This is a genomic window from Neptuniibacter halophilus (assembly GCF_030295765.1).
GTDB lineage: Bacteria > Pseudomonadota > Gammaproteobacteria > Pseudomonadales > Balneatricaceae > Neptuniibacter > Neptuniibacter halophilus.
In genome coordinates, this window is sequence record NZ_AP027293.1 from 117639 (window position 1) to 136366 (window position 18728).

The 18728-nt window shown below is 47.3% G+C and carries 29 protein-coding genes; 12 read left to right on the forward strand and 17 right to left on the reverse strand.

What is annotated here, in order from left to right; translation table 11 throughout:
• The first annotated feature begins 19 nt into the window (after window positions 1–19).
• On the forward strand, window positions 20–862 hold the full coding sequence (locus tag QUD59_RS18930) for a BrxR family helix-turn-helix transcriptional regulator (RefSeq protein ID WP_286241140.1): 843 nt from the start codon (window positions 20–22) through the stop codon (window positions 860–862).
• On the opposite strand, the gene QUD59_RS18935 is transcribed toward QUD59_RS18930, so the two are convergent.
• Window positions 859–1449 carry a hypothetical protein gene (locus QUD59_RS18935; RefSeq protein WP_286241141.1) on the reverse strand — a complete coding sequence of 197 codons (591 nt, stop codon included), beginning with the start codon at window positions 1447–1449 and terminating at the stop codon, window positions 859–861. The two genes, QUD59_RS18930 and QUD59_RS18935, sit on opposite strands and share 4 nt — an antisense overlap.
• A gap of 760 nt (window positions 1450–2209) precedes the next feature.
• Here QUD59_RS18935 and QUD59_RS18940 point away from each other — a divergent pair.
• The 5 genes from QUD59_RS18940 to QUD59_RS18960 all read left to right on the forward strand — a co-directional run bounded on the left by QUD59_RS18940 (window position 2210) and on the right by QUD59_RS18960 (window position 5221).
• Complete coding sequence (locus QUD59_RS18940; RefSeq protein WP_286241142.1) at window positions 2210–2746, forward strand: hypothetical protein; 537 nt, start codon at window positions 2210–2212, stop codon at window positions 2744–2746.
• Between the two features lie 132 nt (window positions 2747–2878).
• Window positions 2879–3550 carry a hypothetical protein gene (locus tag QUD59_RS18945; protein ID WP_286241143.1) on the forward strand — a complete coding sequence of 224 codons (672 nt, stop codon included), beginning with the start codon at window positions 2879–2881 and terminating at the stop codon, window positions 3548–3550.
• Between the two features lie 30 nt (window positions 3551–3580).
• Complete coding sequence (locus tag QUD59_RS18950; RefSeq protein ID WP_286241144.1) at window positions 3581–3853, forward strand: MarR family transcriptional regulator; 273 nt, start codon at window positions 3581–3583, stop codon at window positions 3851–3853.
• A 41-nt stretch (window positions 3854–3894) separates the two neighbouring features.
• Window positions 3895–4371, forward strand: coding sequence for a hypothetical protein (locus QUD59_RS18955; protein WP_286241145.1), 477 nt, complete (start codon window positions 3895–3897; stop codon window positions 4369–4371).
• A gap of 28 nt (window positions 4372–4399) precedes the next feature.
• Window positions 4400–5221 (forward strand): DUF2971 domain-containing protein, encoded by an 822-nt coding sequence (locus QUD59_RS18960; protein ID WP_286241146.1) that lies wholly within the window; start codon window positions 4400–4402, stop codon window positions 5219–5221.
• A 93-nt stretch (window positions 5222–5314) separates the two neighbouring features.
• Here QUD59_RS18960 and QUD59_RS18965 read toward each other — a convergent pair whose 3' ends face one another.
• The 4 genes from QUD59_RS18965 to QUD59_RS18980 all read right to left on the reverse strand — a co-directional run bounded on the left by QUD59_RS18965 (window position 5315) and on the right by QUD59_RS18980 (window position 7103).
• On the reverse strand, window positions 5315–5869 hold the full coding sequence (locus QUD59_RS18965) for a zinc ribbon domain-containing protein (RefSeq protein ID WP_286241147.1): 555 nt from the start codon (window positions 5867–5869) through the stop codon (window positions 5315–5317).
• A 22-nt stretch (window positions 5870–5891) separates the two neighbouring features.
• Window positions 5892–6125 carry a hypothetical protein gene (locus QUD59_RS18970; protein ID WP_286241148.1) on the reverse strand — a complete coding sequence of 78 codons (234 nt, stop codon included), beginning with the start codon at window positions 6123–6125 and terminating at the stop codon, window positions 5892–5894.
• Window positions 6126–6165: 40 nt separating this feature from the next.
• Window positions 6166–6573 carry a LexA family protein gene (locus QUD59_RS18975; protein WP_286241149.1) on the reverse strand — a complete coding sequence of 136 codons (408 nt, stop codon included), beginning with the start codon at window positions 6571–6573 and terminating at the stop codon, window positions 6166–6168.
• 65 nt (window positions 6574–6638) lie between these two features.
• Window positions 6639–7103 (reverse strand): hypothetical protein, encoded by a 465-nt coding sequence (locus QUD59_RS18980; RefSeq protein WP_286241150.1) that lies wholly within the window; start codon window positions 7101–7103, stop codon window positions 6639–6641.
• A 241-nt stretch (window positions 7104–7344) separates the two neighbouring features.
• Between QUD59_RS18980 and QUD59_RS18985 the strand changes: the two genes are divergently transcribed.
• Complete coding sequence (locus QUD59_RS18985; protein WP_286241151.1) at window positions 7345–8073, forward strand: MarR family winged helix-turn-helix transcriptional regulator; 729 nt, start codon at window positions 7345–7347, stop codon at window positions 8071–8073.
• Between the two features lie 116 nt (window positions 8074–8189).
• On the opposite strand, the gene QUD59_RS18990 is transcribed toward QUD59_RS18985, so the two are convergent.
• Both QUD59_RS18990 and QUD59_RS18995 read right to left on the reverse strand, forming a co-directional pair.
• Window positions 8190–9722, reverse strand: a complete 1533-nt coding sequence (locus QUD59_RS18990; RefSeq protein ID WP_286241152.1) for an Eco57I restriction-modification methylase domain-containing protein — start codon at window positions 9720–9722, stop codon at window positions 8190–8192.
• A complete protein-coding gene (locus QUD59_RS18995; protein WP_286241153.1) occupies window positions 9719–10138 on the reverse strand; it encodes a hypothetical protein in 420 nt (139 codons plus the stop codon). The genes QUD59_RS18990 and QUD59_RS18995 overlap by 4 nt, the downstream gene beginning before the upstream one ends.
• A gap of 36 nt (window positions 10139–10174) precedes the next feature.
• Here QUD59_RS18995 and QUD59_RS19000 point away from each other — a divergent pair, with 36 nt between their 5' ends.
• Genes QUD59_RS19000 through QUD59_RS19010 form a run of 3 tightly spaced genes read left to right on the forward strand, consistent with a single transcriptional unit; the run spans window position 10175 to window position 12247 of the window.
• Window positions 10175–10771 (forward strand): hypothetical protein, encoded by a 597-nt coding sequence (locus QUD59_RS19000; protein WP_286241154.1) that lies wholly within the window; start codon window positions 10175–10177, stop codon window positions 10769–10771.
• A gap of 5 nt (window positions 10772–10776) precedes the next feature.
• Window positions 10777–11757, forward strand: coding sequence for a hypothetical protein (locus tag QUD59_RS19005; protein ID WP_286241155.1), 981 nt, complete (start codon window positions 10777–10779; stop codon window positions 11755–11757).
• 31 nt (window positions 11758–11788) lie between these two features.
• The gene (locus QUD59_RS19010) at window positions 11789–12247 is read left to right on the forward strand and encodes a hypothetical protein (RefSeq protein ID WP_286241156.1); all 459 of its coding nucleotides are present in this window, start codon (window positions 11789–11791) and stop codon (window positions 12245–12247) included.
• A gap of 109 nt (window positions 12248–12356) precedes the next feature.
• Here the strand turns inward: QUD59_RS19010 and QUD59_RS19015 are convergent, their stop codons facing one another.
• The 10 genes from QUD59_RS19015 to QUD59_RS19280 form a co-directional block, all read right to left on the reverse strand.
• A complete protein-coding gene (locus QUD59_RS19015; RefSeq protein WP_286241157.1) occupies window positions 12357–13655 on the reverse strand; it encodes a type II toxin-antitoxin system HipA family toxin in 1299 nt (432 codons plus the stop codon).
• 23 nt (window positions 13656–13678) lie between these two features.
• Window positions 13679–13996 (reverse strand): helix-turn-helix domain-containing protein, encoded by a 318-nt coding sequence (locus tag QUD59_RS19020; protein WP_286241158.1) that lies wholly within the window; start codon window positions 13994–13996, stop codon window positions 13679–13681.
• A gap of 305 nt (window positions 13997–14301) precedes the next feature.
• Window positions 14302–14532 (reverse strand): hypothetical protein, encoded by a 231-nt coding sequence (locus QUD59_RS19025; protein WP_286241159.1) that lies wholly within the window; start codon window positions 14530–14532, stop codon window positions 14302–14304.
• Window positions 14525–14719, reverse strand: a complete 195-nt coding sequence (locus tag QUD59_RS19030; protein ID WP_286241160.1) for a hypothetical protein — start codon at window positions 14717–14719, stop codon at window positions 14525–14527. Before QUD59_RS19030 ends, QUD59_RS19025 begins: the two co-directional genes overlap by 8 nt.
• Window positions 14720–14746: 27 nt before the next feature.
• Complete coding sequence (locus QUD59_RS19035) at window positions 14747–15037, reverse strand: hypothetical protein (protein ID WP_286241162.1); 291 nt, start codon at window positions 15035–15037, stop codon at window positions 14747–14749.
• 17 nt (window positions 15038–15054) lie between these two features.
• Window positions 15055–15354: a hypothetical protein gene (locus QUD59_RS19040; RefSeq protein WP_286241163.1), complete on the reverse strand. Its 300-nt coding sequence runs from the start codon at window positions 15352–15354 to the stop codon at window positions 15055–15057.
• Between the two features lie 197 nt (window positions 15355–15551).
• A complete protein-coding gene (locus tag QUD59_RS19045; RefSeq protein ID WP_286241164.1) occupies window positions 15552–15800 on the reverse strand; it encodes a hypothetical protein in 249 nt (82 codons plus the stop codon).
• 57 nt (window positions 15801–15857) lie between these two features.
• Complete coding sequence (locus tag QUD59_RS19050; RefSeq protein ID WP_286241165.1) at window positions 15858–16301, reverse strand: DUF7688 family protein; 444 nt, start codon at window positions 16299–16301, stop codon at window positions 15858–15860.
• Window positions 16302–16313: 12 nt separating this feature from the next.
• The gene (locus tag QUD59_RS19055) at window positions 16314–16550 is read right to left on the reverse strand and encodes a PapB/FocB family fimbrial expression transcriptional regulator (protein WP_286241166.1); all 237 of its coding nucleotides are present in this window, start codon (window positions 16548–16550) and stop codon (window positions 16314–16316) included.
• Window positions 16551–16647: 97 nt separating this feature from the next.
• On the reverse strand, window positions 16648–16854 hold the full coding sequence (locus QUD59_RS19280) for a tyrosine-type recombinase/integrase (protein WP_350227812.1): 207 nt from the start codon (window positions 16852–16854) through the stop codon (window positions 16648–16650).
• Window positions 16855–17426: 572 nt separating this feature from the next.
• Between QUD59_RS19280 and QUD59_RS19060 the strand changes: the two genes are divergently transcribed.
• Both QUD59_RS19060 and QUD59_RS19065 read left to right on the forward strand, forming a co-directional pair.
• A complete protein-coding gene (locus tag QUD59_RS19060) occupies window positions 17427–17591 on the forward strand; it encodes a hypothetical protein (protein WP_286241167.1) in 165 nt (54 codons plus the stop codon).
• Between the two features lie 364 nt (window positions 17592–17955).
• A complete protein-coding gene (locus tag QUD59_RS19065) occupies window positions 17956–18714 on the forward strand; it encodes a glyoxalase superfamily protein (protein WP_286241168.1) in 759 nt (252 codons plus the stop codon).
• Window positions 18715–18728 lie beyond the last annotated feature (14 nt).

An 18728-nucleotide genomic window follows, 5' to 3' on the forward strand; every position in this document is an offset into this window, starting at 1 on the left:
AATGATAGGCGATAGATAAATGTTTCTGGATCCACGTATACAATTGATTGATCAATACCTCTACTTTTGGGGAGCTGTAGGGCGTTCTGAGTTGATTGAGCACTTTGATGTGAGTACAGCGACTTCAAGCAGAATTTTGAAGCAGTACAGAGAAGCCTATCCAGAAAACATGTTTTACAAGGTGGATAAGCGAGCGTATATCGCTACGGATAGTTTTAAGCCACTGGTAGATCATTCACCTGAAGTTGCACTTGAGCTTTTAGCTTATGGGCATGTGCAACAGAAAATAAACAGACAAACCTACGGCCCTGAAGGGGTTCCTGCTTTCATTGCAAAACTTGATGCTGAAAGTGTTGCAGCCATCACGAGAGCGATTACTAATAGGTATGAAGTTCAGATTGAATACGCTTCAGGCACATCGGGTATTTCAAAACGATGGGTAACTCCGCATTCCGTTTTCCGTAACGGTTCTAAATGGTACTTCAGAGCTTTTTGCTACAAGAACAATGGCTTTAGGAACTTCATTTTTGGGCGAGTTATTAACCCACTAAGCGAACGTTCGCTGCAGGTTAAAGCCTCTAAAGAACAGGACATAGAGTGGTTAACGCAAGTAAATTTAACGATCGCTCCTCATAGCAAAAGCTCCTATCCAGAAACCTTACGTGTCGATTTGGGCTTATCAGATGAGCCCGTACGCAACATACAAACCAATTCAGCTCTGGCCGGATTTATTTTGAATGATCTTCGAGTTGATTGTTCATTGGGGGGTACATTAGATCCAATGGAATTTAATTTACAGTTGATGAATAGAGCTGAAGTTATGGAATGCCCTTCAATGCAATTGGCCCCTGGCTTCAATTAGGCTAAAGAAGACCGCACCAAATATTTATCTAATACTTTTTGGGTGGTGAGGGCTTTATATGAATCCAAAGATAACGAAAATAACTGTTGCACAATCTCAGGATACACAGAGAAGGCTAAAGGTCTTCTTTTGACACTTTTACGACATGCTGATCCAGACCATGGATCGGATTTACGCAGCCGAGTGTGGATTGCATGCACGCGGTTCGCCAGAGGTTTAATGATGATTTGGCCCTGCCGCATCTCCGCATGGAACCTTTCGGTATATTGCGGTATGCAGTCATTCAGAAGTTTCTGCCCACCGAACTCCACCAGCGCTTCGAGTGGCTTATTGGTTCTCTGCCGGTTATAGGTCCGTGAGTACACCTGCTGGGCACCCGCTTGGTCTGGAACGATTGTAAATCCATCCAAAAGCCTGTCATGGGCAATGGTTGTTAGTCGCTGGCCTGGCTCAAACCCCATCAGGCGCAGAAAGTTAGAACTGATCCGGACTTTTCGATTTCCGTTGGCATGATTCAAAGCCAGATTTTTTGTCACGATTTCTGGTTTATGAGCAGAGAGGCCGGTTTGTGGCATTACATATGACATAGCTTGTTCCTCGTAGGCACCCGGTAGGACAGGTTTGATATACCAACATCGTACCATTTAACAGTACGATGTAAAGTTAAAATCTTCAGCATCACTATTGAATTGCACTAATAAACAGTACACAATCAGACCAATCCTACATCCCTACGAGGTTTTGATATGCATACTTCTGAACTGCTTGGCCCCGGTAAAGCTGCTCTTTGAGGTTCTAGCCCTTTTAAGCACCGTGCTGTAAGATTTTTTGGCACAACGATCATTGCATCAAGAACGGAGGGTCAGTCATGGAGAAGCGCGTAGACCAGCACGCTGGATTACAAATACAAAAAACGATCCTCGAAACTGAGATTAAAACGTCCCCTGCATTGTTTCGCGTGAAAGTAGGCTGTGCGATACTTTTTTTTCTCGGGACACTATCTTATTTCACGATCCACTTTCTGATACTTGCTGCCAACACAGGTTCTTTTGAGGGTCGCAGTTTTACTACACCGGCTGTCATGATTAGTCTCAGCTTACTAGGGGCGACACTCATTTATACGCTCTACCATTTTTCCAAAATGATCCCTTTTTGGAGGCAACGTAATCAGCGTATCAGAGAAATTATGGCATCTCTTTAAGCACAGGATCGCGCCAGTGGGCGTGATCCCTCCTCTGTTTCCCAGCCCAGCACAAAATCACTCAATAACGATCCAAGCGCCATCATCTCCCTGCACGAAGACTGTTCTATACTGATCAGGAATACAATTAGTCAGGGAAGATTGTCATGTCTGTTATATTTTCCTTTCTAGCTAAACATCGCCGCTCCTTCTGCGCTGTTTCCGCTTCAATCCTTTTGATTATTTCTGGTCAAAGCTACTCTGCTCAAGTCGAAAATGGGCAGGTTGTACTGGATGAAAACAACCAGATCCGATTTGTTCCGGTATCACCCGGCACTCAGGATTCGACTAACGAGATTTACATGCTTACAAGTGGCTCTGGGGTTGTTAAAGGGATGTACCCAGACAAAAAAACAGCCTTGTCTCAACCACTGAAGCTAGGTGATTCAGTGCAGGTAGTTGCAGTGAGCAATGACTTCCTCAGGGGTATCTTTTCACCAGCTGAAAATATGGAAAAACAATTGGAAGAATTGGCGCGTGAAGTATCGAAAAACTTGCTCGACGCTGCCAAAGCATCTGCGTGTGGTTTCGATCCACTTCCTGTAACAATCAGCCCTACAGTAGAAGTGTCGTTTACCATGCTGGCTGGAGGGAGCTTTTCACTACAGGCAACCTGGAATACTGCAGATCTTTGCTCGCCTTAACCTTTTAGAGACTCCACTGCCTGCTCCCGCATGTTCATCTAGCTATTTATATTCTCGTTGAAATTGGGTTGACCTGTACCGTTCTTTGGTACAAAATACCCACTAATCCTACATCACCTACGAGAATTTATTATGCACACTTTTGAACTGTCTGGACTCGGGAAAGCACCATTCCATCTAATCACACCAAAGCAAAGCGCCCTGGATAAAGGCGAGATCTTTTGGTGTGAACACTGCGGCACGACGATTAAACACCGGAACTTTATAAAGAGTGCTGATGGGAAGGTCTCTATTGTGGGCATTGATTGCCTGAAAAAAACAGGGGATCAAGGCCTGATCGATGGTCAGCGTCGATTGGTGAGAGAAGCAAGGCACGCAGAACAAGAAGTGCAACGTGCCAAAGATCAGATGGACCGTGAAGCTATTGAACGTGAGCGCAACGGAGGGTTATCCAATAATGAGCTAATCCAGCAGCTCCAAACCGAGGTAGAGCAACGCTGCAGCAACTTAGCAGAAGAGATGGATATAGAAGAGACAGTGCTACCGTTTCTCACTAAGCATGGATTTGAAACCAGCATGCAGCTTATGGCATATACCGGTAAACCTTATTCCGAAGGGATGCTCAAGGTGATTGCAGAGATCCTTGCAAAGAAAAAATCGGGGGCTCGGAAAAACTCAGCTAAGTACAATGCTCAGCTTCCGGAAGCACAAGAAGCAGTAGCGGCGCTACAAAAACGCTTAGTAAGCCACCAGCAGAATGTAGCAGCAATCAAAAGTAAAATTCTATCAATCCGGTGCGGTTAACCCCGCACCTTACAAAACAGGAGGATCAGTATGTCATTTCCTAAAGGTGATTTGCGTAGAACCTGGATGGTGCTGGGTGCAATCGATAAACTTGAGCACCCATCAGCTCGCAAAATCAGCCAAGAGTTAGGGTTACCGGTTTCTACCGTTCAAGCACAACTCAGCAAGCTGTCTGGCGATGAGATCCCAGGATTACGCATCAGCCTTGCCAACGGGACTTACACGATCGAAGACTGGGGCTCCATCATTAAGGCTGCCGGCATCAGAGCATTTTACAAACAGAACCTGACCGGTTCCGTCTAACACCTGCAGGAGCCTATTTCACGTAAGGGAGGACAGGAATCATGAGAAAGCTTTTCTTCATTGGGGTTGCTACTACGATGTTATCTGGGTGCATGGCACTGGTTACCAAAGATAACGCATCAACCTTTGAGACTTGGGAGCTATGCACTCTACTCTATAACCCCACTTCGCTATACAGTGACTGGATCAATATCGAAGAGGAGAACATCGATATCGCAGCAGAGCTTTCTCGACGCGGCGTGCATACCGAAACTCAGTGCTCTGTGCCGGCGATCGCTGAATCTAAATGCCTTGCATATGGTTTTCAGGCTGATACAAACGATTTTGCCCGATGCCGGATAGATGTAGAGCAACATATTCAGCAGATGAAACAGATGAAGAAGGCAGCGCATGACGCACAGCTGGCTTCAGAGGCGCTACAGGCCCAGCAGATTCAAAACTCCATTCAACTGCAGCAGATTAAATATGAGCAACAGCGGCAAAACTGGCGCTTACAGCAACAACCCATTCAGTACTAAACACCACTGGCTACAGGGAACGAGCTAAATGAATTACTTACACTACACAGATGTAAATGCTCTACATTCCATCATTAGCAAACAGAAGATCTGGCTTACCGATATCCGTTTTTTGAATGATTCACAGGAACTAATTAAAGGATTTGAAATCTTCGAAGAGATACTGAAGGCACCAATTACCACGCCATTGCTTGCTCATCAGGATCATATCGATATCTCCAAAGACTACATTTTGACCCTGATTCAAGAACACCAATTATTCGGCTCTTCAGAAGACCCTATTTTTGTGTTCTCTCTTAGCCAAGAGCATGACCTGCTTAGTCAATGGAGAGCATACGGAGATTATGCGATTGAGTTCGATGAGGAGATGCTTTCTGAGGAGTTCAAGACCTTATCCACCTGCATTTATGAACCACTGGCACAAAAGCAGGCTGCAGTAACTGCTATCACCGAAGCCATAGAGACAGTAAGTAATGACTTTGAAATCAGTCGCGGCTATACCCAAGAGCAAACCGATTCGTTTTTGTGCTCACTGCTCGCCCGTGCAGCGCTATTTAAACACGATGGATTTCAGGAGGAAAAAGAAGCTCGGATCATCATTGATTCTTTTTCCGAGGCCAAGAAGATCCATTATCGGGCAAGGGGCAACATGCTCATTCCATACATTGAACTTGATATCTCGCTTGAATCAATCAAAAGAATTCACATCGGCCCCATAGCCAACCAGGACCTTGCTGCCAGATCTATCTCTGAATTTGTTCAACGCACCATAGACCAACACAATAGCGACTATGGCTTTACTGAAACAGATATTGCGGTGGTGAAGTCACCCATCCCTTTTCGGAGCTGATCAGACATCCACTATATGTTGTGCTAAACATCAGCTGGTGAAGCGCAACATATAGTGGTCCTACAGATCCCGGCCGGTTAAGATGAAAACCATCTACTTAGCCAAGCTCCCCATGATTTCCAAGGCCTTTGCATCGATGTCATTGAGCTGCTTAAGAGCCAATTCAGACAGCCCAGATTCCTTTAACCTTGCCAGTTCAGTTAGCCCGGTCAGTTCGGAGAATTGACTGAGCAGATCGGGAGTATCGCTGTGCGCTGTAACGGCAGCTTCTAACTCAGCCAGGCGCTGTTTTGCTACTCGAACAATTACGTGCTCCAGAACAGGAGCAGGCGCAGCGCCTTCAGATGGGTCATCGTAGTCGGTTCGCACGATCTTATCTGCCAATCGCTCAGCGGCCTGTTTCACCTTGAGCATATACAGATTACCTGGCCCATGTTCTCGGGTACGCCATGACTGGATTGCTTGCTCCAGGCGATAGATATATACCTGCGTGTCTTCAGGCCATTCTTCTATAACAAGTGACCCTCCGCAGTGAGGACAGAAATTCACATCTTCCTTGAAGGTCTCCACAACAACATGCACAGGGAGATCGCACGCCGGACATGTCCGTTTGATTGAACTGCCAATGTCTCTTCCGACAATACCCATAAATCATACCATCCAGTTTATTTCAGACTTCCGTGCTACCAACCCATTGATCATCCAGGTAGGCATCCACCCCCTCAGAAATAATCTGCTCGTTGAAACGCAGGTCAGTTAACGTGTCGTGGGTCCATCCACCAGCAGGCGCATGAACTGTCATTAAATGCATTCCTTCCAGAGTGCGTAAGTGAAGTGGTTTCTGAACCAGCTGGGATAGAATATCTGGTTCTCTATTCTGCTGATCGGTGATAAAGCTAATCATCCTTGTCTCCTTTTAGATGACGGAAAATAGCACAACGCTATCAGTTCAGCGATCTGATTAAAGGTCGGTGTAAACGTATTGAGCGGGTTACCACGCCTTCTACGATAAAATCATCCCCTTCCTTCAGCTGATAGGGTTCATCGGTCTCAGAAGAGGATAGGAGCCGTCTGTTTGCTATATCAGCGATCTTACAGACAAAGTTTCCATTCAGGGTGGCAACAATAACATCCCCACTCTTCACTGTTTCAGCGCGGGAGACTACCAATAGATCTCCGGGGAAAATACCAACCCCCGTCATAGATTGACCCTCAACGATGCCCAGATAACTAGCAGAAGGGTGATCAATCAATATCTGATCGAGGGTAAGGCTCAGCTCTGAGTACTCGGCGGCAGGGCTTTCAAAGCCAGTGATACCGGCTTGGGCTCGAATTGGAATAAATTTTAACATCGGCTAGCACTACTGTATTTATATACAGGCAATGGTAGCCGATGCATGAATACAGTGCTAGGGCATTAACAATACGTGTCCACCAGCCTTTGCGTAATCAACGAAGTCGTTCCCCGGTAAGGCATATCATCAATCAATGTGAGCGCATGATCTTCAGCGTCATTCTGGAGCCAGACAAAACCACGCGCCATTTTCAGGTCATAGCCGACGTCCTTCCACTCTGAATAGGACGAAAACATGTCCTCATGCTCTGAGTTGATCTTCGATAATGTGGTTATTTCTTCAGGCTTCATTGCTGGCACATCACGGGCCTTAGGTAGGTCACCAGTGACCCTTAGAATGTTATGCTGTTCATGTTCATCAAAGCAGACAAATGGACCTTCATAGCCCGACTCAACAGCTTCTTGCTCAGCCAAGTCATAGTGGTTCCCCAGATCCACATCAGACTCAGTAACGTCCAGAGTGCAAACGAACATGTCTGCTTCACCATTAGCATTTTTACACGCAACGAAAATAGTATGTGATGGCATAGTAAGGTTCCTCGTAGGAGTGTGTAGGATTAGCCTCCATTTTGTACCATTTAACGGTACTCGTCAAGCATTTATCTACTTCCTGACTACGGCTCACCACCCGCTCCGACCCGGAGTATAGTGGTCTGACTCAATTCCAAATATAATTCCGATATCGAAACTAATTATTCGCCAGACCATGATTAACGCACCGTATGACCTCTCAAAGAGAGACCTCCCACCCGAGGTAAATGATCTAAAGGTGTGGGAATTTAACACCCTACTTAAATTGGCTAATGCAAAAGTCGGCCAATGGGTAGCCCTGCGCGAAATTCGTGATGACCATTACTCAGGGAGCCGCTTAAGCCGGTCCTTGAAAAAGCTCACCGATCAAAATTGGATAACATCCAAGCTGGACCCTGACGATAAACGAGATAAACAGATCCGACTTACAGTCAAAGGCCGGAAGAGATTAAAACCCTTCGTCACAACTGAATTCAGCCCTAATGAGATGGCAGCCTGCGACTTATCTCAGTCATCATTCGAGCATTATCTAACTGGATTGGCCGCTTTGAATATCCCATCAGCAGACGCAGAAGGTACTGGCGATTGGCACGCCATAGAAACTTTCGAGGGTGGCTTTGGAAGATCTCCGGGGCCATTCTTTTTTTCTGGTGTTAATTATGCTGACACAAAGCACATACTCGGGACCAACGGCATTCATGAATTATCAGGTGTGCTAAAGAAAGCGGGGTTTAATTGCCCAGACCAGCTATGGGCTGCTGATCACTACAGAGCAATGGCAGACATGATTTACCAGAGATTTTGCGAGAAAGGGACAATAGACAGTTACCAAGTGGATGATTGGTTCCCCGAGAAAAATCATAAAGAAAAATTATGTGCATACCTGGTAAAGCTTAAAAACAGCCTGAACAGTAAGCAGAATGCCTCTTTGAACCACTGGATGGAGAAAAATGGCCTTGAATGCTGATGAAAGTAATTATTAACCCTCAACAAGGCTTCTGAAGAATTATCCGAAGACCATAGCCATACCCTTAACCCGAAGTAATATGTGACCGGCCTACACCGGTCACATACATCACCTGATCAACTCCCGGCAGCCACCAGTTCAGCCCAGCTGGGGAAGCGCAGCGCTTCAAAATCTGCTTTATTAATTTGCGTTGTCCCGGATATCACCCGCAAGGCCATTTCAACGGTGTCCGATTGCAGATAACGCATCATCCCCCGTGCCAGTCGCTGGCAGGTAATCCCCTTCCCGTCCATATGCAGGTACTGGACATGATTCTCCAGCGCAAAGCCTTCGTGATCTGCAAATTGCGCATGAGTAACTATTGCCGGGTGGCAACGCCCTGTTCTGTCATCATTCGCGCTTATCCGCTTCAGTAGCAAATACGTGCCAGGCTCCAAAATGCGGTTGATGGTGGATTCATTCTGGCTCAGCAGTTCAGGCTTTCGGGGGTGGTGGATCGGCCACTTAACGGCTTCATCCCCACGGTCCCAGTTATGAGCATACAGGAGAGGAACACTCTTACCGGCTTCTTCTCCCCGGTGCATGTGCTCCCGGTATCGGTGTTCTTCAATTTTACCAGTAGAGAATCCCAGCCCGAGGGATTCCAGAGATTCAGGCTGGTTCAGCATTGCTTGCACGGCCTCTACTTCCTGCTGCGATCCGGGCATCATGAATATGCTCTCTAAATCAGCGCCAAACATTAGCTTAGAATCAAACAGGTGCTCATATAAGGGCTTTGTCTCAGCGGTTTCGCATAAGGTGACACGTACCTTTTCGGCCTGAGGAGCGCCCTTACGGAGCTTGATGATCACATTTTCTTGCAAGACGTTATCGGCCTTAAACAAGTTGCTTCGAGATTGAAAACGGACCACCCATTCGATACTGCTGTTCTCTCGTAACCAACGGCGGAAAGAACGGAAATACAACCCGTTTGAGAAGGATCGCGGGACCAACGCCACCAGCTCACCACCCGGCTTGAGCATTTCCAGTGCAAGGACCATGAATACGGCATAGAGATTAGGGGCCGATAAGCCACGGGACTTCAGGTATTTGGCAACCGGGCTTTGCGCCGGGAGCTTCTGGTAAGGTGGGTTCAATATGGCCGCATCCAGCGTATGAGAGGCAGTATCGAATAACCCTCCCAGCTCTTCGGCTACCGCATTGAAATCAGTTTCCAGTTCCACTTGCGGCGGCTGGTGGCCCTGAGCTACGGCAAACCCGGAAACGCGAGATAGGTTAGCCAAAAACGGAGCATGTAGGGTTTCATCGATCTCAAATGCTTTCAGAGAATAGGGCTGACTATTGGCTGAAGCAGGTTTGCAGTAATTTAACGCCAAAGCGGAATGCCCGAGTATACCGGTGCCTGCCCCAGCATCCCCCAGCACTCCCCCATTTGGAATGTCGAGCATCGCGGCCATCTGCCGGGCAATCGCTAAAGGTGTGAAGTACTGGCTAAACTGCGCTTTACGCCCCGCAGGGATCGCTTGGGATACCTGACGGGTATTAGCCCCTATGGTCTCTAACACTTGATCCAGTTCCGGTGGCAAACCATGAACAGCGGCTGCCACGGGAATGAATCCTTCACGCATGTGGTATGGGCTCTGAATCATTGCTCTGCTCCAGAGTCGCTAATTTCTTTTACTGGGTTACCAGCCCAACGCTGAAGATCAGCGACCACTCGATTCAGAGTTTCTTGCGCATCCTCAACCCGCTTTTCTTCGCTGGCGATGTCTTCAGGGGTTCCGATCCCCAGAGGCTCCAAGAACACATCAGCCCCTATTACCTCATTAACCAACTGGTTCGATACCCGGCTCAGCTCTTGGCATCCAATGAAAACAATTTCACCGGTATTAAGATCCTTAATCAGCTCATCAATCATTTCCTCATCCAGACTTGTTTCGTGACCGCCGTCAGTCGCTATGTCATGGATAGCGTCAGAGCGATTCATCGGCTCCCCCATTCCTTCCTCGCAGTAGAAATTCAGGGCAGCCAGGATCGTATTCAAAATCTGTGTATCAGTACTCATAGTCTTAATCTCGTAGGTTTGTAGGATGTCCTTACAATGTACCAATTAACGGTACAAATCAACCCTTTTCAACCTCCTCAATTAATTTCATTCAATCGGTATATAGGCTATAGTTTCTCGGTTATTCGCCGCAGTGGTTCACAAGGAAAGGCAATGGACTTAACGCAAAAAAGAGAGTTTCAGGAATTAAAGTTCCTATGCAAAGGTCAGGTTAATTCTGACACCCTCGCCGGCTGGAGAGCCGCAAAGGACGGCAAGAAAACCCCTCCTGATTCGTATGCCGAAGAGCGCAAGCAAGAGTGGCTAAAAGGCCATGATGCTTACCACAACTATTGCGCGATCCAGATCAAACAAGCTGCTAAGAAATCAGTCTTCGATGAAGGCTACAACAGCTATTCCAAGATCCGAGGAAAGCTTCTCAACCCCTATCCTGGCTCAAGCTCCGAAAGCTATGAATTCGAAAGTGGCTGGAGGCAGGCTTTCAGGGAGCGCTCCGATAAACCCTACATTCCCCCCAAAGACCCGGATAAGCCTCAGTCATTTAAAGAAAGGTATTCAGGCTCCTACGGGCAATCTGTCACTGAGCCCTCGGCATTTAAGAAAGACTACAAAACGGGAAAATATGGGGAATAAACCACATGGGATTCCACAACAATAAAACCGGCCGATACCAGCTCTACTCTGATAGTGAACGTAAAGCTTATGCACAGCAGCAACGGGAAGCTAACCGGCAGAGCATCATGTCAAAGTGGATTACAGTCTGGCGCTTGAAAGACGAAAGGAAATGGACTGATGCCGCCATTAAAAAGTACCTCGGCACTCCGGTAGAACAAAACGGATACAAAGTCTTCCCGGTCTCCCAGATAAAACAAGTTGAACAGAGCGATGCGTTTCAGCAATGGATGCTCCCCCGGCTTGAAAAGCTCTATAAACGGGATTGCCAAGAATACGGGGAAGATATCGCCAGTGACATTAAAAACGCCTCTCTGGCGTTGCTAAGGAGCCATAGTGAGAGTTCCGCCCCCCGAGTAGAGCAGATTTTGATTGATGCCCTTAAAGAGGTCATCGGCGCATTCCAACCAGATGAGCTTGCCTATCTGGCGCTGACTTCAAAAATCGAGCTACCCATACGTGATCGGTGGGCCTATACGGTCCACCAGCTGCTCCCCAATCAGTACGTGGTTTCTCGGGAATGGAAACGTGTCGATCTGGCAGTGGTCCAAGATCGAAAGCCTGTCGCGCTGGTGGAACTGAAAGCAATGTATTCGTATGACGCTGCTATGGACCCTATCAGCATCAGTGGGTTCTGCGATTCTTTAGAAAGAGATGAGCGCAAGGCACTTAAACTGGCTGGAGATGATGCCTCTGTTTTCACCGTACTACTGGCGACTCACCCCCGTACCTCAGTTCCCATTGAGTATGAGCAGGTAATCAAATACAGAAACCTTATCAACCGCAGCTTCCGAACTTTCGGGGATGCCCACGCCATCGAAAAAGCCGCCAACGAAGCAGTTTCAGCACGCTTCAATGGAAAGAATGTGATCGCCGCCGGGAAGCTACCTGGTGGAATAGCCTTTGATATCGAAGTAGACGTTCTTTACTGGGTTATGAAAGCCTGATTTTGATTCTGAGAGGGAGCAGAGGAAACATATGAGTTGGTTAAAACGCCTATTCAATCGGCTAGTTAATACGAATTCTACTGAAGAGATCAGTAATAGTTTTAATGAAACCATGCAAGATATACGCGATGCTGGCTCAACGGCTGGCAAGCATTACACCGACCATATTGAAACGATTAAACAACTAAAGCGTGAAGGAAAGAATCAGGAAGCAATCGTGCTACTACTTGATTGTGTTGAAGCAACGGAGTCACAGTCGGAGCACGCTGGAGAAGGCTGGGGAGTGGCCCCTTGGTACTATGAGCAGTTAGCAATCCTGTACCGTAAGGAGAGGCAGTTCGATAAAGAAGTTAAGATTTTGGAACGGTATGACAGCCAACCTAAGGCACCGGGCGCTGGTCCGAAGAAACTGGCAGAGCGCCTGGTTAAAGCCAGGACTCTATTGAACAAACACACTCCGCCAGAGAAAATGCCGTTGAATACAAAATAGGCCACAATGGAGATCGGCCAATGAAAGGAATCATGGAGTACTGTGTTATTTGCCCCGCTATTAGATTTATCACATTGGTATTTAGTCGTTGTCCAAAAAACGCAGAGAACTATTTTCTGCCGTGTGGGCTAATACCGTTACCAACGACTGGTTGGCGATTTTCTAACTGCTCTGCCAATGATTCGAAATCCACTTTTGCCCCGGTCCCCATAATGGCACCACTCAATACACGGCGATCCGCGCCCGAGAGGCCCACCTTTTCAGCATAGGATTCCCAATTGCTCAACACGGTCATGGACTGATCGATGATCTGCTTAGCTTCGGTTTCTTTCAGACTGAAGTACTTGGCAGCGGATAGGCAATTATCCAAAGAACGATATCGCCCTCCGGGGCCAATACTGATCGCTTGCATAGCAGTTGATCCCGGCTGCGGAACAACATCATAAGCCGGAGATAACTGGTATTGGTTATCATCAGTGTTCTTCAGTAACCCGTGGTTACGAAGATGATCATCGGTATTGCCCACCAGCACGTTAAAAACTAACCGGCGATAGAGCTCTATCTGATCGGTTGAACCGGCTCCGATCCTTAACAGCAGATCTGACAGTGCCGGATAAGCGAATACAGAGTCCAGATCCCCTTCCCTTACACGCGGCCTATACATTAACGCATGAGCGCTTATAAAGTGCCTGCGGCTCGTTTCAGCTGGCTCAACATCAAACCGTTTCACCAGAATCACAGAGCGACCAGCAACCGAGATCAACTCGGAATCAGCTGTCCGGATACCGCAATCGCGCATCATCAGAAAACACATTTGTTCTGCTTTACTCTGGTCGAATAGATCATCTGGCCGTGTAAATTTGGCAATGTGCAAGGAGCCGTCTGAGTCCCTGACAACACTTTTGGGCCTAGCTCCCCCCATTGAGGAACCAGGCTCCAGCTGCTTTAACAGATCCGGGGTTATTTTCCCTTCGGCAATCAGCGTATGGATATTCTCATCGATAGCCTGGAGGCTTTCTCGGCTAGGGTAATCAGGTTCCGATTTGGGAGCTGAACGTGATAATGAGACACGAATAGCACCGACACCGGCCCCTTTGGTTGCCAACAACTCTTCAAGCTTGTTTTGTGGGTGCCGGGAGTGCAGGGCCAGCATCAGTTTTCGCCCCCAGTTATCCGGCCCCCCGTCGAGTAATACTGCGGGCACCCCGTCATTTCCAAGAATCTGTTGAGTGCTTGATACCAGAGGTAGATTCACCGGGTCCAAAGCAAACGCATCTGGTCTGGCTAAATAGCTTTTGCCATACACAAACTGGCCCTGACCTGCCCCAATGACCAAACGCCCCGCAAGGACAGGAGCACTCTCTATTGGCATATCTACAAACACCCAGGCTTCTTTAATCGGTTCCATATTGCTCTCCGCAGTGGATGTTCTTAGAAATCGTTATCCAATGATTTTGGTGGACGGACCCGTTGCTTAGTGGTCGAGTGATCCAGATAGCCAAGGTCATCATCAACAAGACATACCTGATTCATACTGCTGGTGGCCCCGTAAAGCGCCAAGAGCTGCATGTAGGCCCCGATCCCGGTCCCAGGATCACCGGCTTCGACCTTTTGGACAGTCGTTCTAGATAGTCCAACCTTCGCGGCAACATCTGCCTGCCGCCAGCCCCGGCGTTTCCGAGCCTCGGTGATACGCTGCCCGAGAGCAGAGAGTGCGGTTTCTGATTCGTAAGGAATTGATTTGCTCATGACTGCAATTCTAGTCCTAATTCATCATAAGGACCATAATAGTGAGCATTTATTAAGTAGGCTGACCGCTCAACTTTTATCGGTTATCTATCTGCCTGTCCAAATCGCTTTTATCTGGATTCGTCCCAAGATTTTGTGCGGGTAAAAGTTTGGGGCAGATCAGAGCTTCCAGGCGTCTGGAGCTATCCAATAAATGAGTATTGACGCAAGACCCAATCCGACTATTGTCATGATCCCGCCGTATCCATGCTCTTCAAAATACTTTTTCAGCATCATCAAACTTTTCTATTTCCTTTCCGTGAAAGTTAAAGTTCTTGATCTATATGCTGCTTCAAGCCGTTCAGCGTGTTTTGAATAAACCGATAATCCCCCGGTTTACCACCGTTCCATACCCGTTCGGCCTCTGCCTGCTTATCAACGGCAATCCAATCTAACCGGCTGTCGCCGCCCAGCTTTTCGGTAGCAACCAGGAACAGGTTACGATAGCTGTACAGGCCGCGTTTGATCTTGGTCTTCCTCAGTGCTGATTTAGCCATCGCTGCTCCCTCGCCTTTCCGTTAATCCTGAATTTTTTCTATTAACCAGCGCCCTCTCTGGGCACCACATTTGTTTCCCAGCAGAGCGGCCTTTTGTGCGCTCTACAATCCAGCCATCACCAGAACGCTCAATCAGACGCACCTCGTTGCCGCTCTTGGTGAAGATTTTCTTGTCGCCTGCTTTCATGCGTCCTCCCCGTGACTTTCCGTTAACTTATCGTTTCAACAAAAGTACCAACCGGTATTCAGCACGATGAGATAATGATTCCCCTTCTGGGACGGTCATTCTCACAGAATACTCTGTAAAAACCCTGCCAATAGGAGGGTAGATACAGGCGATAATTCCTGCCCCAATGAAAAGAACCTGCTCGAAATTCATAACACTATACTGATCGCCAGTTATCTCACTTAGCGCCACCCAAAAGAAAACAAGTAACTGACCAGAAACTGAAATTAATGCAACGGTATAAAGCCAGTTAAAAACTATATTTTTGAGTTTATCCATGTCTTCATTCCTTTCCGTTAATCTTTTTCATCACTCAGCCACTGAGCTATTTTTATAGCCTCGCCAGTAAGTCCAATACCCACCGTTACGGGCTTGGTCGCACCAACCAGATATAGCGGCTCCAGCAGCACTTTTTGGTAATATTTCTTTTTGTTTTCCCAGCTGCGTTCAATGAATCTTTTGGTAAGTCTTGTTTCCATTTCCGCTTGGGATACGTAGGTTTTGCTTCCATCGCACTCAGCCAAATAGCGAATTAGCATCAGGTCCCTGATCGTTAATCCCTCATCAATTAACTCGCCAAGCTGATCGCAGTTCATAGAGCCTTTCCGTTAAAGTTAATCTGCAGATTCTTCAGAGCCATCATCTTCGCATTCAAGGCCATCTGACTGTTCACAATCAGGGCAGTGAAGGAACAAATCAGGCTCCTCATCTGTAGAGACAAGTTCATTTCGATGGCCTATCCATCCACACTCGCACATCAAATTGTCTTCGCTCATCATCCCGATCCTTTTCGTTATTTAATAGATTCTGAAGATGGATCGTAGAAGGACTCAATATCATCTTCCTCCCCGTCATCTACCCATGATGGACAGATGCGGCGATAACGATCAAGATCAACCTGGCCTTGTGCCACTTCCGCAAACTCACCCCAGCTGTTCCACGCAAATTCGCCATCAATGCTAATAAAGCGATCACTACTGGTACTCCAGAATGTGAAGCGAGCACCAGTACCCTGATTTCGTATATCAATGAACCTAATCATGTATCCTTCCCGAGGTTTGATATTCGTGCGGCCCGAAGTCAATCGGGCCATATTCGGTTAGCAAAAGTTGTGCGTTTTCATTACTTCACCGCCAAACGCTTGCAGCAGTATATCTCCACGCCATTCGCTCACGCCCCATGCATGGGCCATATCCGCTAGGTAAAGCTCATGCTCATCAGGCTCACCGTGAGGACGCCTCTCAGGAGTGAAGTTGAGGCCTGTCAGGTTGTTAAAGATCACCTTAATACTGGTTTCATCACCCTGAAGCAGACGTTTGCCATTCAATATGAGTTCGTGGGTCATAACCTCGGCATCACTCAACGCATTGGCTACTTCATCCGGCCAGCAAACAACGTCAGCAACGTCTTCTGGGACAGAGTTCAGCAGCGCATTTAGCGGCGGGTAAAACTCTGCTCCAGGGATGGTGCGCAGCTTTTCAACCAGTGCTTGGCCTTTGCGTTGTTTTTCCTGATCGCTTGCTTCAGCCAGTCCCTTCTTCATTTCAGATAACGATCAATCGTTATATTTTGCCACATTTACTGCCCAGTCATTCAGTTCTCTCAGTCTCGATACAAGCCTAGAAATCGACGCTTGCTCTACTTCGTACTTAGCGGCGATCTCAGGCTGACTACCTCCGTTCACCATGTACTCAGTAGCTGCATCCCGAACAGCTTGTGAACCAGCACGAATAGGCACCTGCTCAAGCAACAGGGCTACGTGTTCAGGTGAAGTCTTTCCTTTCTTAAACATTCAAAAAGCCTTCTAGCAATAATTAACTCGGAGAAATATAACCCATAACCGTTATATTTGTAAGTCCAAAGCACTGGCATACATCTCCCTGACCCGCTCAGGTCGGATCTCGATATATGGCAGCGTGTGACGGATCACTGTGGCCTAGTAGCGTCGAAACTATGTCCAAATCAACGCCCTGGATCATGATTAGGTTCGTGGCGTAGCTACGCCGCCCTGAGTGCGAATCTCGCCAGATTCGAGCTGGCGGCGCTTTGGCTTCAAATTGCTTTCCGATTAACCGCCATTCAGCACTTTCCGACATCTTGTACTCTCCCTGCTCTTAACGGAATAAAAGAAGCCGTTAATGGACCTTTTCAATTACATAGGGCCAGAAACAACAAAACCCCACGGTTGCAGCCGTGGGGTTTGTCTCACCTTCTAAAAAGGGCACCGCCTTCTTATCGGGAATCACCATGAGGTGAAGATATCTTTGGTTAGTCACAGTATAAAAAACACTCTTTAATTATACAAGCATCTCTCACTCTATGACTTTGTAGTTGCCTACAAGGTAGAGAGTGGTATATTCACCGCCACATCAAAGTATTTTACCTAACTGTCAACGGTTTATAGTCTGCCCTCCTAGCTATCTGCTTGCGGGTGGCTAACTGGGCAGACTGCGGAATGTAGTTTGCCATGGAAGGGAACACCGCCTGAAACTAAGGGTTGCAGCCTAAAGCAGAAGGAAGTCGCACACAGGGAAACCTGGCCGGTTGTTCTTGTTATTAACCGGAAACCGTGAGGTGAAGATATCTTTGGTTAGTTATCAATCCATGCGCCTAAGAAGATGCGACAACAGGGTGTTAAAGCGGTTTTCTCAGATTTTGAGGAATGCCGATGAAAGGATGGTTAATGAAAACCATTCTGTTCGTAGGACTGATGCTGATACCTGGCAACTTCGATTTCTCGCTGTTGGATATGACCCTGATTGATTTAAATATTGATCAGGTGAACATCAGTGTGAATATTGAGGTAGTTAAGGACAGCACCGAAGAACAGTAATGGATCGGGCGGGGAAGAGAGCTTGCTTCCCTTAGCCCACCCAATCATGAGCACCTTCCCATAGCACTTTCCGACATTTTCTGGCCTGCCTGTTCTTTTACGGAGTCTTGAAATACCGCTAGGGCCAAAAGCTCTAGGGTGATGCTAAAAGATTTACATCGTCACGGCCTCCCGCAAAGAGCACGTTAGCAACGCTATACTTTACGCACTGCGGATCTCCCGGTATTCTTTCCCCAGGCTCAAGCCGGGGATTACACACCCGCATTAGTTCGCACATTGGCAAACGTGTCATTAATTCGTATTTGATTTTTTCTTAACCTCCAGCAGGAACGCGAACAACTGTATCAACGGTTAAGGTCTAGTTATGGCTTCAGATAAGCTAATCCAGCAAATAAAGCAGCAAGCGCAGTTCCTCAAATCCATTCTCGAAAAATTTGATATACCGATTAAGCACACCAAGTCCTTAGAGCTGGTGGCCCGGATAATGTATGGATATCCAAGTTGGAATGTAGCCAAGGGCAATAGCCCAGATCGCCGTACAGCTGAGACTTATAATGACTTTGTAAAGCAAATCGCCACATTGGCCGATGCTGTAGATGGCCTGCGAGTTACTGAAAGTGATTTGGAGTTTGTAGACGGTGAACCGGCAATTTCACAACTGCCCTACTTTCAACTCCCAGCTGCAATCCTCGCATCGATTTACCTTGATCGGCCATTCGCACATACGAACTTCTATGATCTCGTAGCAGAGCGATTCATACCTGAGGACATGTTTGCACACTACCCAGAAGCGTTGCTCCCCCAAAGCAATTACATGGCGTTCCAGATGGCCCGCTTGAACCTGGAGTTTGCTGGTGATCGTCCAACAGACCTTGCCGATTACCCCTGGCAAAAATGGGCAGACAGGATGACGCGGAAAGGCGAGCTTAATGCTGACACCATTACGGCCGGAAGATCCGTCTATCGAGAGTGCCTACAGCATCAATGGGATCTTGATTACGTGTTACTTTGTGGTGGTTTCGATGATGGCCGGGTATTAGAGAAAATGCTGTTGCAGTGGCCTGAGAAAACGCTGAAGGTCATTGATTACTTGATGGATACCGATGGTGGGAAAATGCAGTAATCAGGGTTAGAAGG